14 protein-coding genes are annotated in these 13,102 nt (G+C 34.9%); 13 read left to right on the plus strand and 1 reads right to left on the minus strand.

The features are described from left to right. Positions 1–75 precede the first annotated feature (75 nt). From hrcA to EB239_RS07500, 10 genes are all read left to right on the plus strand, one after another. Positions 76–1,107 carry a heat-inducible transcriptional repressor HrcA gene (hrcA, locus tag EB239_RS07450; protein WP_003869520.1) on the plus strand — a complete coding sequence of 344 codons (1,032 nt, stop codon included), beginning with the start codon at positions 76–78 and terminating at the stop codon, positions 1,105–1,107. A 22-nt stretch (positions 1,108–1,129) separates the two neighbouring features. Beyond that, the gene (gene grpE / locus EB239_RS07455; RefSeq protein ID WP_074592154.1) at positions 1,130–1,711 is read left to right on the plus strand and encodes a nucleotide exchange factor GrpE; all 582 of its coding nucleotides are present in this window, start codon (positions 1,130–1,132) and stop codon (positions 1,709–1,711) included. Between the two features lie 17 nt (positions 1,712–1,728). Then, a complete protein-coding gene (gene dnaK / locus EB239_RS07460; RefSeq protein ID WP_003869518.1) occupies positions 1,729–3,564 on the plus strand; it encodes a molecular chaperone DnaK in 1,836 nt (611 codons plus the stop codon). A gap of 55 nt (positions 3,565–3,619) precedes the next feature. After that, positions 3,620–4,780: a molecular chaperone DnaJ gene (dnaJ, locus tag EB239_RS07465; RefSeq protein ID WP_003869517.1), complete on the plus strand. Its 1,161-nt coding sequence runs from the start codon at positions 3,620–3,622 to the stop codon at positions 4,778–4,780. Between the two features lie 27 nt (positions 4,781–4,807). Then, positions 4,808–5,734: a 50S ribosomal protein L11 methyltransferase gene (gene prmA, locus EB239_RS07470; RefSeq protein WP_003869516.1), complete on the plus strand. Its 927-nt coding sequence runs from the start codon at positions 4,808–4,810 to the stop codon at positions 5,732–5,734. A 6-nt stretch (positions 5,735–5,740) separates the two neighbouring features. Further along, complete coding sequence (locus EB239_RS07475; RefSeq protein ID WP_003869515.1) at positions 5,741–6,478, plus strand: 16S rRNA (uracil(1498)-N(3))-methyltransferase; 738 nt, start codon at positions 5,741–5,743, stop codon at positions 6,476–6,478. Between the two features lie 485 nt (positions 6,479–6,963). Further along, the gene (gene mtaB, locus EB239_RS07485) at positions 6,964–8,331 is read left to right on the plus strand and encodes a tRNA (N(6)-L-threonylcarbamoyladenosine(37)-C(2))-methylthiotransferase MtaB (RefSeq protein ID WP_003869514.1); all 1,368 of its coding nucleotides are present in this window, start codon (positions 6,964–6,966) and stop codon (positions 8,329–8,331) included. A gap of 36 nt (positions 8,332–8,367) precedes the next feature. After that, positions 8,368–8,712, plus strand: coding sequence for a histidine triad nucleotide-binding protein (locus tag EB239_RS07490; protein WP_003869513.1), 345 nt, complete (start codon positions 8,368–8,370; stop codon positions 8,710–8,712). A gap of 111 nt (positions 8,713–8,823) precedes the next feature. After that, positions 8,824–9,009 (plus strand): 30S ribosomal protein S21, encoded by a 186-nt coding sequence (rpsU, locus tag EB239_RS07495; protein WP_003869512.1) that lies wholly within the window; start codon positions 8,824–8,826, stop codon positions 9,007–9,009. Between the two features lie 14 nt (positions 9,010–9,023). Beyond that, on the plus strand, positions 9,024–9,467 hold the full coding sequence (locus EB239_RS07500; RefSeq protein WP_003869511.1) for a GatB/YqeY domain-containing protein: 444 nt from the start codon (positions 9,024–9,026) through the stop codon (positions 9,465–9,467). 25 nt (positions 9,468–9,492) lie between these two features. On the opposite strand, the gene EB239_RS07505 is transcribed toward EB239_RS07500, so the two are convergent. Continuing rightward, positions 9,493–10,545, minus strand: a complete 1,053-nt coding sequence (locus EB239_RS07505; protein WP_003869510.1) for an asparaginase — start codon at positions 10,543–10,545, stop codon at positions 9,493–9,495. A gap of 96 nt (positions 10,546–10,641) precedes the next feature. On the opposite strand from EB239_RS07505, the gene yqfC reads away from it, so the two are divergent. Genes yqfC through EB239_RS07520 form a run of 3 tightly spaced genes read left to right on the plus strand, consistent with a single transcriptional unit; the run spans position 10,642 to position 13,102 of the window. Further along, entirely contained in the window at positions 10,642–10,911 is a 270-nt protein-coding gene (gene yqfC, locus EB239_RS07510) for a sporulation protein YqfC (protein WP_003869509.1), read from the plus strand. 11 nt (positions 10,912–10,922) lie between these two features. Next, a complete protein-coding gene (gene yqfD / locus EB239_RS07515; protein WP_003869508.1) occupies positions 10,923–12,110 on the plus strand; it encodes a sporulation protein YqfD in 1,188 nt (395 codons plus the stop codon). Next, positions 12,107–13,102: a PhoH family protein gene (locus EB239_RS07520; RefSeq protein WP_003869507.1), complete on the plus strand. Its 996-nt coding sequence runs from the start codon at positions 12,107–12,109 to the stop codon at positions 13,100–13,102. Before yqfD ends, EB239_RS07520 begins: the two co-directional genes overlap by 4 nt.

Here is a 13,102-nt window from a genome sequence, read left to right on the forward strand (position 1 = left end):
TATAAGAGTGGTATTTTAAAAACATGAATTAGCACTCAATCGAGTAGAGTGCTAATAATACATGGGGTGGTGAAAATGCCGTTAGATGATAGGAAGAAAAAAATACTATACGCGGTTATTACTGATTATATTATGACGGCAGAGCCAATAGGGTCGAGAACAATAGCTAAGAAGTACAATATAGGATTAAGTTCTGCTACTATAAGAAACGAAATGGCGGATTTAGAAGAAATGGGATATTTGGAGCAACCTCATACTTCCGCAGGAAGAATACCTTCAGATAAAGGATATAGATTTTATGTAGACAGCATTCTTCGAAATTATATAAACAATGACCCTCCAATTAGCTATAATACTCGCGAGGAAATAATAGCGGAGTTTGATGAAATTGTAAAGAAATATGCAAGAATTTTGGCTAACATAACTCACCATACTACAGTTGCTAAAATGCCAAAGTTGAACCCTGATAGAATAAGGAAAATCCAACTTATACCTGTTGCTTCTAATAAAATGATCTTTTTAGTAGTGACAGACACAGGAATTGTAAAAAATTACTTGCTAAATTTATGCCAAAATGTAGATAGAACTATCTTTGAGTTTTTAAACAATTTGTTAAATGACAAAATTGCTGGCAAAAGCGAAAAAGATATTTTTGAGTTTTTACAAAAAGATTTAAGGCAGATGTTGGGAGAGGTAGCTTTTATAGCCGACGAATTGATAAACACTATACTTTTGAGCTTGAAGCAGTTACAAGAAACGGACATTTATGCGGATGGAACTTTCCATATTTTAGATTTTCCTGAATACAAGGATTTAGGCAAAGCAAAAAATTTTTTCAATCTTTTGGACAACAAGTCGTTATTGAACGAAGTTTTAGAGCCTGAAGTAGATTTTATAGATGTGAGAATAGGAAGTGAAAACAAGTTTGAAGAGATGAAAGACTTAAGCGTAATAAAAACCACTTATAAGATTAACGGTCGTGTGGTGGGTACAATAGGAATTATAGGACCTACAAGAATGGATTATAGAAGGTTGATTAACGAAATCAATATGATGACAAAAGAGCTTTCAAATCTTTTGTCGAGTATATACAATGATGAAATATAACGAGGTGATATAAGTGGAAGAGATGGAAAAAGAAATTAACAAAGAGGAGGAAAAGGATGTAAATAATTTAGAATCAAATGAACAAATGGAAGGGCCTCCTGAAGAGGAAGAACAAACACAGCAGGAGCATAAGCAACAAACGATTGATGAAATAGAGGAATTAAAGCAAAAACTTCAGCAAAAAGAGGCTGAAGCTCAAGAATATTTAGATATTGCACAAAGATTGAAAGCAGAATTTGAAAATTACAGAAAAAGAATAGAAAAAGAAAAAGCTGAGATGATCGATTACGGGCAAGAAACAGTGATTTTAGAACTTTTGACTATTATGGATAATTTTGAAAGAGCTTTGGCAAGCAGTGGAGATTATAATTCTCTAAAAGAAGGGATAGAATTAATTTACAGGCAGTTTAAAAAAATATTGGATAAATTTGGTGTGAAAGAAATTGAAGCAGAGGGGCAGATTTTTGACCCCTATAAGCACCATGCTGTAATGCAGGAAGAGGTAGAAGGAAAGCAACCAAATGAAATTATTGAAGTTTTCCAAAAAGGGTATTATCTAAAAGATAAAGTAATAAGACCAAGTTTGGTTAAAGTAGCAAAATAAAAAGGAGGTTGAAAAATATGGGGAAAGTTATAGGAATTGACTTAGGAACTACTTTTTCTTGTGTTGCTGTTATGGAAGGAGGCCAACCTGTAGTAATACCTAACGCAGAAGGAGCTCGTACTACGCCTTCAGTCGTCGCTTTTACTAAAGAAGGAGAAAGGTTAGTAGGGCAAGTTGCAAAAAGGCAGGCAATTGTAAATCCTGACAGGACTATAATGTCCATAAAAAGACACATGGGAACTGATTACAAAGTAAAAATTGACGATAAAGAGTATACACCTCAAGAGATTTCTGCAATGATTTTGCAAAAGCTTAAGGCTGATGCAGAAGCTTACTTGGGCGAAAAAGTTACACAGGCGGTAATTACTGTTCCTGCTTATTTCAATGACAGCCAAAGGCAGGCTACAAAAGACGCAGGTAGGATTGCAGGTCTTGAGGTTTTGAGAATAATAAATGAGCCGACAGCTGCTGCTTTGGCATATGGACTTGACAAAGAAGGAAATCAAAAGATAATGGTTTATGACTTAGGTGGCGGTACTTTTGATGTTTCTATTTTGGAAATAGGAGATGGAGTATTTGAAGTTTTGGCTACAAGTGGCAATAACCATTTGGGTGGGGATGACTTCGACCAAAGGATAATAGATTGGCTTGCTGACAACTTCAAAAAAGAATATGGAATTGACTTAAGAAATGACAGGATGGCATTGCAGAGACTAAAAGATGCTGCAGAAAAAGCAAAAATAGAGCTTTCTTCTGCAACGGTTACTAATATAAACTTGCCATTTATTACTGCTGATGCTACAGGTCCAAAACATATAGATGTAAATCTTACAAGGGCAAAATTCGAAGAGCTAATCTCCGACCTTGTAGAATCAACTGTAGGTCCTGTTAACCAAGCATTAAGCGACGCAGGTTTAAAACCTTCTGATATTGATAAAGTCATTCTCATTGGTGGTTCTACAAGAGTGCCTTTGGTACAGGAGACAGTAAAGAGAATAATGGGTAAAGAACCTCACAAAGGAATTAACCCAGATGAGGCAGTGGCTATAGGTGCAGCTATACAGGCGGCAGTATTGGCCGGAGAAGTGAAAGATATTCTCTTACTGGACGTAACACCTTTGTCCTTGGGTATAGAGACATTAGGTGGAGTATTTACTAAGATTATAGAGAGAAATACTACAATACCTACAAGAAAGAGCCAGATATTTACTACTGCGGCGGATAATCAGACTTCTGTTGAAATACACGTGTTACAAGGCGAAAGGCCTATGGCAAAAGACAACAAAACTCTTGGAAGGTTTATTTTGTCAGGGATTCCACCAGCTCCAAGAGGAGTACCTCAAATTGAAGTTACTTTTGACATAGATGCCAATGGAATTGTACATGTTTCTGCAAAAGACTTAGGTACTGGCAAATCTCAGGATATAACTATTACTTCTACAACTAATTTGTCAGAAGAAGAGATACAAAGAATGATTAATGAGGCTAAGCAGTATGAAGAACAAGATAGGAAGAAGAAAGAAGAAATCGAAATAAGGAATAAAGCAGATTCTCTCATTTATCAAGCTGAAAAAACAATGAAAGACCTTGGAGATAAGATGACGCAAGCTGAAAAAGATGAAATAAATAGAGAAATAGAAAATGTGAGAAAAGCTCTTGAAGGAAGCGATATAGAAGCGATTAAAAATGCTTCTGAGAAACTTTCACAAGCCTTCTACAAAGTTTCTACAAGAATATACCAACAAGCGGGAGGACAAACGGGAGGAGCTACAAATAGTGGTAGTGCTGGACAAGGTACAACACAGGACAATGTTTATGAAGCCAATTACAAAGTGGAGGATGATAATAAATAATATAGAACCAGGTTTTACCTGGTTCTAATTTACGTAATGAAAGGCAGGTGAGAAAGTGGCTAAAAAAGATTTATATGAAATATTAGGAGTAGATAGAAATGCCACAGAAGAGGAAATAAAAAAGGCTTATAGACGGCTTGCTAAGAAATATCATCCTGACTTGAACCCAGGAGATAAAGAAGCAGAGCAAAAATTTAAAGAAATAAACGAAGCTTACGAAATTCTCTCCGACCCTCAAAAAAGAGCCCAATATGACCAATTTGGAGACGCAGCCTTTGAGCAAGGCGGTTTTGGCCAAGGTGGATTTGGTCAAGGAGGTTTTGGAGAGGGCGGTTTTGATTTTGGAGGCTTTGGAGGATTTGGCGATATATTTGGCGATATTTTTAATGATTTCTTTGGTACTGGCAGGAGAAGAGCAGAAACAGGCCCTCAAAAGGGTAATGACATAAGATATGACCTTACTTTAACTTTTGAAGAAGCTGCTTTTGGGGCAGAAAAAGAAATAGAGGTTGAACGATTTGAAGAGTGTGATACGTGTAAAGGAACAGGGGCCAAGCCGGGTAGTAAACCAGAGACTTGTCCTGTATGTCATGGAACTGGTGAAGTGAGAACTGCACAGAATACTCCTTTTGGAAGAATTGTAAATATAAGAACTTGCCCTAAGTGCCATGGTGAAGGAAAAATTATTACTGACCCTTGCAACAAATGCGGTGGCACAGGTAAAATTAGGAGGAGGAGAAAAATTAAAGTTACTATACCAGCGGGAATAGACGAAGGACAAATGCTTACCTTAAGAGGAGAAGGAGAGCCAGGCTTAAGAGGAGGTCCAAGGGGAGACCTGTATATTGTAATTCACGTAAAACCCCACGAGTTATTTACAAGAGAAGGATACAATGTACATTTGAAAATGCCCATAAGTTTTGCTGATGCAGCTTTAGGTGGAGAAATAAAAATTCCTACGCTGGATGGAACAGTTAGCTTTACAATACCAGAAGGGACCCAGACAGGGACTAAGTTTAGGTTAAGGGGAAAAGGGATTCCTCACATAAATGGAAGAGGACGCGGAGACCAAATTGTAGAGGTTTATATTGATGTGCCTAAAAAATTGACAGAAAAGCAAAAAGAATTGCTAAGAGAATTAAAAAAATTAGAAGGAAATACTACGACAGAATCAAAATCATTTTTTCAAAGGATGAAGGACGCTTTTGGCGGATAATAAATTTGAGTAAAGGTGTGGAAAAGAATGAAATGGATTGAAGTACAAGTGACAACTTCACAAGAGGCAGAAGATGCTGTGTCAAATATCATGCACGAATTAGGGGCTGGCGGTGTAGTTATAAAAAACCCTAATGATGTAAAACTGTTGGCGCAAAGTGATAATTGGGATTACTTTGACCCTTCTCTTTTTGAAGAAGAGGGAAATATTAAGGTTTTTGCCTATTTTCCTATTGCTTCAGATACTATAGATAGAATAAATATTTTAAAAGATAGAATTGTAGAACTTAAATCTTTTGGAATTGATATAGGCAATTTTGACTTAAAAGTCTCAGAAGTAGATGAAGCGGACTGGGCAAGCAATTGGAAACAGTACTATAAGCCTTTAAAAATAGGGAAGAAAATAGTGATTAAGCCTTCTTGGGAAGAATATGTATCTCAAGGAGAAGAGATAATTATCGAATTAGACCCCGGAATGGCTTTTGGCACAGGCACCCATGAGACTACAAAGATGTGTCTGGAATTTTTAGAGGAGATTGTGATACCAGAAAGGATAGTTTTTGATGTAGGTTGTGGTTCAGGCATACTTAGCATTGCTAGTAGCAAATTAGGAGCAAAGGAAGTTTATGCGGCAGATATAGACGAAGTTTCCGTGGAAGTAGCCCGACAAAATGTAGAATTAAATAACTTACAAAATGTAAAAGTATTTAAAAGTGATTTATTAGGCGAATTTAGAGGAAAAGCGGATATTATAGTGGCAAATATAATTGCTGATGTGATAATTAGGTTGTCGGCAGAGGCTCCTAAATACTTAAAAGAAGAGGGCTTATTTTTAGCTAGTGGTATAATAAAAAGTAGAAAAGAAGAAGTTTTGCAAAAAGTTGAAGAATTTTTTGAAGTGTTGCAAATTAGAGAAGAAGGAGAATGGTGTGCAATATTATCAAGGAAAAAGTGAGAGCTTATGAGAAAAATTTTTATTGATAGGCAAAATATTAAAGGAGAATTTGTCTATATAGAAGGAGAAGACTTTCATCATCTGGTAAATGTCTTAAGGCTTAAAAGAGGAAATGAAATTGTTGCATCGGATGGATTAAAAGAATATGCTGCTCGCATTGAAGAGATAAAAAAAGACAAGCTTATTTTATTTTTAGAAAGAGAATTAGAATCAAATACAGAGAGTGCCTTAGAAATTTCATTATTTCAAGGCTTGCCTAAGTCAGATAAAATGGAATTGATTATTCAAAAATGTGCAGAAATTGGAGTTAAAAAATTTATCCCAGTTGTGACTCGTTATACGGTTGTAGACATAACTAAAAGCAATATAAATAAAAAAATTGCTAGGTGGAGAAAAATTAGTGAAGAAGCTTGTAAACAATCGGGCAGAACTGGGGTGCCCGAAATTTGTATGCCTATTTCCTTTGAAGAGGCTATAAATCAGGTTGATAAGTTTGATCTATGCATAATTCCATATGAAAAGGAACAAACTTCAAAATTAAAAGAGGTGTTGGAAAAGGCAAAAGGCGTAAAAAAAATTGGAATTTTTATAGGCCCTGAAGGAGGTTTTTCTCAAGAGGAAATTGAATTAGCCTTAAACAAAAGTATTAAGCCTGTAAGCTTAGGCCCCAGGATTTTGCGAACTGAGACAGCAGCCATCGCAGTTTGTTCAATAGTAATGTATGAATTAGGAGATATGGGTTAAATTATTAATAAACAAAGAACAAAAAGATATTTTCTAATGCCCTTTAGGGCATGTCAAATTGTAGATAAACTTTCGTAAAGGAGATATTTTGCATAAGGAGCAACTTGTTACAAAGCGACCCGGCACTCAAGTAAGAGAGTTTGATAAAGCAAAAATAAAAAAAACAAGTATACTTACTTGAGTGCCGGGAAACTTAGCAAGACCGAGGGTGGAGGCAGGGCCGAAGCCAAGGAGGGCGGAGGCGGGCACCTTAAGGCATGGATGCCACCTGACGTAGGTACCCTGCCGGAACCTGAAGGGGAAGCTTATGTTTTGTCGCTTTGGAACATCGGAGCGACGATGCAAAATATCTCCTTTGAATATTTTTTTAACTTTGTCAACAAACTGAATGCCTTCGGGGCATGTTTTTTTGTGTACAATAGCATGTTATAATATGTGATATAATATGAAAAAAAAAGAGATTTAATAGGAGGAGCATTTTTAAAGTGGCAAAAGTAGATTTAACTCTTAGTAATGAGGAATTTTATGAAAGATATGGTCATAAAAAAACTGTTGCTTTTTATACTTTGGGGTGTAAGGTAAATCAATATGAGACAGAAGTCATGGCTGAGCTTTTTAAAAAAGCTGGTTATGAAGTAGTTGATTTTAATGAAAAAGCGGATGTTTACGTAATAAATACCTGTACTGTAACAAATAGAAGTGATATGAAGTCAAGGCAGGAGATACGAAAAGCTAGAAAGAAAAATCCTGATGCGCTGGTAGTAGCTGCTGGTTGCTATGTGCAAGTAAGTCCAGAGGAAGCTTTTTCTCTTCCGGAAGTGGACATAGCGATTGGTACGAAAAATAAGGACAAAATAGTGGAATTAGTAGAGGAATTTACACAAAAAAATCAAAAGTTGAGTGTGGTAAATAATATAATGACTCAAAAGGAATATGAGGAATTTGGAGTAACAGCTTATACAGAAAGGACAAGGGCATATATAAAGATTCAAGACGGCTGCAATCAATACTGTACTTACTGCATAATCCCTTACGCCAGGGGACCTGTGAGAAGTAGAGACCCCAAAAAAGTACTAGATGAAGTAAAAAGGTTTGCTGATTCAGGGTATAAAGAAATTGTTCTCACAGGTATACACATAGCTTCCTATGGCAAAGATTTAAAAAATATTGGGCTTTTGGACATTATAAAGATGATTCATGAAATAGATGGCATAAAAAGGATAAGACTTAGTTCTATTGAGCCTACTTTTTTAACTGAAGAGTTTGTGAAAGAAATAGCTAACTTGCCTAAGATGTGCAGGCATTATCATGTATCCCTTCAAAGTGGATGTGATGAAACCTTAAAAAGAATGGGAAGAAGATATACTACAAAGGAGTACAAAAGTGTAATTGATAGGTTAAGAGAATACATCAAGGATGTGGCGATAACTACAGATGTTATGGTGGGATTTCCTGGTGAAACGGAAGAGGAGTTTCTCAAGACTTACAAATTTGTGGAAGAGATTTGTTTTAGCAAAATGCATGTTTTTAAATATTCAAGGAGAAAAGGTACAAGAGCATACAACTTTCCAAATCAAGTTGCAAATCATATAAAAGAAGATAGGAGTAAAAAGCTCATAGAATTGTCTAATAGGTGTGAATATAAATTTATGGAGAGTTTTATAGGGAAAACTTTGGAAGTCCTCTTTGAACAACCGGTAAAGAATATGGAGGGTTATGTGGAAGGCTTGACTGATAATTATTTAAGTGTAGCTGTTAAAGGAGATAGAAAGTTACTTAGAAATGAGATTTTCCCAGTGAAAATAAAAGAAATAAAAGATAATTTATTAATTGGAGAAATTGAAGGAATTTAAAGAGATTTGTAGAATATAAAAAGAGGAGGTGAAAAGATGGCAGATTGCATTTTTTGTAAAATTATAAATAAAGAGATACCTTCCAATATAGTCTATGAAGATGATTTAGTAGTAGCATTTCGGGATATTAACCCGCAGGCACCTGTACATATCCTCATTGTACCCAAAGAACATATACCGACATTGTTAGATTTAAATGAGGATAACAAACATTTAGTATCTCATGCTTATATGGTGGCAAAAGAATTGGCAAAAAAAGAGGGCATTGACGAAAAAGGTTATAGAATTGTATCAAACTGTGGAAATGACGGGGGACAAACGGTATATCACATACATTTTCATCTTTTAGGCGGTAGATTTATGACTTGGCCACCAGGTTAATCATTGACACATTATGGTTTTAGGAGTATAATAAAATGAGAGTTTCCAGCAGGACATCGCAGCAAAATACGCAGCTTAGTTTGAGCAGTTTATCTGGAGGGAGGGAGAGTAGTGTCTGAAGTAAGAGTCGGCGAAAATGAATCATTGGACAACGCTCTGAGAAGATTTAGGCGCCAATGTTCCAAAGCAGGCGTTTTATCAGAGCTTCGCAAAAGAGAACATTACGAAAGTCCCAGTGTAAAACGTAAGAAAAAATCCGAAGCAGCAAGAAAAAGAAAATATAAATATAATAAATAAAGGAAGTGCTTGCCATGACCCTAAAAGAGCGAATATACAAAGATATGGTAGAAGCTATGAAAAACAAAGATAATTTTAAAAAGAATATTTTAAGTATGGTAAGAGCAGCTATTCTCCAAGTTGAAAAAGATACTCAAAAAGAATTAGACGATGAAGGGGTCATCAATGTAATTTCTAAGGAGATAAAGCAAAGAAAAGAAGTGTTGCCGGATTACGAGAAAAGTGGAAGGCAAGACTTAGTGGATAAAGCCAGAAAAGAAATTGAGATTATGCTTTCTTATTTACCGAAGCAGCTATCCGAAGAGGAAATAGAGGAAATAGTAAAAAAAGCTATCGAAGAAACTGGTGCTAAAACTAAAAGCGATATAGGAAAAGTGATGGGAAAGGTAATGCCAATCGTAAAAGGGAGAGCAGATGGCAACCTTGTTAAAGACATGGTAAACAAGTATCTACAGTAAACAAAGGACTTGATGCTATTAGGTATCAAGTCCTTTCTTCTTTAAACAATTTTTTGATTTCATTGTAATTATTAGAATAAGCAAGAGCTGCCATGAGTTTTATACGAGCTTTTTGCCCTGAGAGATTACCTCCAAAGATTACCCCTAAGGACTCAAGATGCTTTCCGCCACCTTTATAACCGTAAGAGGCATCAACTCTTCCCATAGGACATCTTGAAACTAACACTACAATTACTCCCTTTGATATAGCATATTCTATACCCTCAGCCAATTTTGGAGGTACATTTCCCCTTCCTGTTCCTTCTATTACTATTCCTTTTTCTCCACTGTCAACAAGGAATCTGATAATTTTATCGTCCATACCAAAGGCAACTTTTAAAAGACTGACTCTTGGCTCTAAATGGTCTACTGGTATATAATCTCTTGCCTCAATGTTCCTATAAAAATACGCTCTGTTATTATCTACAACACCTATTGGACCTGTTTCAAGGCTTTTAAAGGTGTCAATACTTGAAGTATGAGTTTTTGTGACATCTCGTGCAGCATGTATTTCGTTATTGAAAACTACTAACACTCCTTTGTTTTTGGCTTTTTCTGAGGAAGCAGTAATTACAGAAGCAATTAAGTTGCTGGGACCGTCGTATCCAACTTCAGAAGAATTTTTCATGGCTCCAGTCAAGACTATTGGTTTTTCGGAATTTATAGTTAAGTCTAAAAAGTATGCTGTTTCTTCTATGGTGTCTGTACCGTGAGTAATGACGACTCCTTTTACTTGTTGTTTCATGATTACGTTTTCAACTTCTCGTCTCAAATTTATTAATAGCTCGGGAGTAAAGTAAGGACTTGGAAAATTACCAAATTGGATTATTTCAATTTGGGCAATTTCTTTTATGTTGGGAACCATTTTTAGTATGTCATTTCCTGATAAAGAGGGTATAGCAGCATTTAAATTCGGGTCATTTTTCATGGATATAGTTCCACCAGTAAAAATTATTACTATTTTCTCCAAGGCAAATCCCCCCAAAAAATAATTTACAGCAACAGGAATATTCATTTTGTTACCTTCATTATAATACATATTTTCTAATTACTCAAAAGGTCTAATTGCCTAAAAAAGCAAGAGAATTTTTTTAATTTCTTCCTCATAAAATTTTAAGAGAAGGGAGGTTACAGTATGAAAGATGGGATAAAAAACGAACTTGTAAATGCAATAGACTTTCCAAAAGAGGTACTGCTTAATCTCCCAAAAATAACTTTGATAGGGAAAACCCATGTTACTATTGAAAACCACAAGGGAATTATTGAGTATATTCCTGAAAGGATTAGGGTAAATACGACAATTGGAGTTGTTAGAATATTAGGTAAAAACATGATTGTAAATTCTATAATGACAGAGATTATAACGATTAGTGGCGAAATAATGAATATAGAAATAATGGTATAGGAGGAGTATTTTTGGTTGCAATAAAATTATGGAATTTTTTAAAAGGATATGTTATTATTAAGATTGAAGGTTTGTCAATTGAAAAATTTTTAAATCTCATAATGGTAAATGATGTCTATATTTGGGATATTGAGCGTAAGAATTATACTACTATAGTCGCAAAAGTAAGTTTAAAGGGTTTTAAAGAAATAGTGTCTTTTGCGAAAAAAACTAATTGTCGTGTTTCAGTGATTTCTAAAAGAGGGTTGCCTTTTGTAATTTCTCGATTAAAAAGAAGAAAATCATTGGTTTTAGGGGCAGCAATTTCTCTTATACTGATTTATGCATTTTCTACTTTTATATGGGAAATTAATATAGAGACCGTCAACAATGTAAATGAAAAAGTAGTTTTAGAAAAGCTTTCACACTTAGGATTAAAGCCAGGAGTTTCTAAATTTGCTATAGATGTTAATAAAATAGAGACAGAATTTTTATTACAAAATAATGATATATCGTGGATAGGAATAAATATAAAGGGTACTAATGCTTTTGTAAAAGTTGTAGGTAAAACAAAACCTCAAGAGGTATTGTCAAAAGATGAACCATGCAATATAATAGCTAAAAAAGATGGTATAATTTATAAGATGACGGTTTTAGAAGGGGAAGCGGTAAAAAAAGTTGGAGATACAGTAAAAGCGGGAGATATAATTGTTACAGGGATAATTGAAAAGCCAGGACTAGAGACAAGATTTGTACATGCTGATGGCCAAATTATTGGGAGGACATGGTATGAAGTTTATGCTGACGCCGAACTCAAAAAAGAAGTCTTTGAGAGGACAAACAACAAAATAACTGTTACAAAAATAATATTTGGCAATAATACTATAACTATATCGCCTAAAAAAGTAGACTTTAAGAATTTTGAAAAAGAGGAAAAAGAGATAATATCAAAAAATTTTCCAGTTAGAATAATAAAAGAAGTATACTATGAAACCAAACCTAAAACTATTGTTTTATCTAAAGAGGAAGCAAAAAATATTGCTTTTGAAAAAGCACTAAAGGAGTTGGAGAAGGTTTTAGGCCCTCAAAGTAAGATAGTAAATAAAAAAGAAAGTTATGTGATTATACAAGATAAAATATTAAGAGCCAATATTACTGCAGAGGTTTTAGAGGAAATAGGAATGAAAGAAAAAATTTCTTATATAGGAGGGGAACATTGATTAAGGAGTTAGCTATTAATATTGAGGATATGGAGCAAGCTGCCAATTTGTTTGGCAACTTTGATGAAAATATTAAGTTAATAGAAGAGGGATTAGATGTCAAGATAGTGTTAAGAGGAGGAATTATTAAGATAACGGGGGAAGAAAAAAACGTGGAATCTGCTAATAAACTTTTTAACAAATTGATGGGAATGATTGAAAAGGGAGATGTGATTACTACTCAAAATGTTTTGTATACTATGAATATGATTGAGGCAGGAGAAGAAGAAAAACTAAAGTCTTTAATGTCTGATATTGTTTGTATAACAGCTAGAGGCAAACAGATAAGGTGCAAAACTTATGGGCAAATGAGGTATGTAGAAGCTATAAGAAAAAATCAGATTGTATTTGGAATAGGACCTGCCGGTACGGGCAAGACCTATTTGGCTATGGCAATGGCTATTACCGCAATGAAAAATAAAGAAGTAGGTCGTATAATTTTAACAAGGCCGGCTGTTGAAGCAGGAGAAAAGTTGGGTTTTTTGCCAGGAGATTTGCAAGAAAAAGTTGATCCTTATTTAAGACCTTTATATGATGCGCTTTACGACATTTTAGGAGCAGAAGTTTTCCAAAAATACATGGAGAAAGGCTTAATTGAGGTAGCACCCCTAGCTTATATGAGAGGTAGAACTTTGGACGATTCTTTTATAATACTTGATGAAGCTCAAAACACCACTCCTGAGCAGATGAAAATGTTTTTAACCCGTATAGGTTTTGGTTCTAAAGCAGTTATAACTGGTGACGTTACTCAAATAGATTTGCCAAGAGGTAAAAAATCCGGACTAAAAGAGGTTATGGAGATATTAAAAGGAATAGAAGGTATAGAGTTTGTAATGCTTTCTGAAGAAGATGTGATAAGGCATCCTCTTGTAGCTAAAATCATAAAAGCTTATGAAATTTATGAGAAGAACATGGAGGAAAACAAATCAGAAATCCCAGAGCGAGGGGAATAA

Source organism: Thermoanaerobacter ethanolicus JW 200 (assembly GCF_003722315.1).
GTDB classification, from domain to species: domain Bacteria; phylum Bacillota; class Thermoanaerobacteria; order Thermoanaerobacterales; family Thermoanaerobacteraceae; genus Thermoanaerobacter; species Thermoanaerobacter ethanolicus.

What these genes read in the sequence shown, in the direction of transcription:
- hrcA (WP_003869520.1), top strand. Translation starts at nt 76, where the DNA reads ATGCCGTTAGATGATAGGAAGAAAAAAATACTATACGCGGTTATTACT.
- grpE (WP_074592154.1), top strand. Translation starts at nt 1,130, where the DNA reads ATGGAAAAAGAAATTAACAAAGAGGAGGAAAAGGATGTAAATAATTTA.
- dnaK (WP_003869518.1), top strand. Translation starts at nt 1,729, where the DNA reads ATGGGGAAAGTTATAGGAATTGACTTAGGAACTACTTTTTCTTGTGTT.
- prmA (WP_003869516.1), top strand. Translation starts at nt 4,808, where the DNA reads ATGAAATGGATTGAAGTACAAGTGACAACTTCACAAGAGGCAGAAGAT.
- EB239_RS07475 (WP_003869515.1), top strand. Translation starts at nt 5,741, where the DNA reads ATGAGAAAAATTTTTATTGATAGGCAAAATATTAAAGGAGAATTTGTC.
- EB239_RS07490 (WP_003869513.1), top strand. Translation starts at nt 8,368, where the DNA reads ATGGCAGATTGCATTTTTTGTAAAATTATAAATAAAGAGATACCTTCC.
- EB239_RS07500 (WP_003869511.1), top strand. Translation starts at nt 9,024, where the DNA reads ATGACCCTAAAAGAGCGAATATACAAAGATATGGTAGAAGCTATGAAA.
- EB239_RS07505 (WP_003869510.1), bottom strand. Translation starts at nt 10,545, where the DNA reads ATGTATTATAATGAAGGTAACAAAATGAATATTCCTGTTGCTGTAAAT.
- yqfC (WP_003869509.1), top strand. Translation starts at nt 10,642, where the DNA reads ATGAAAGATGGGATAAAAAACGAACTTGTAAATGCAATAGACTTTCCA.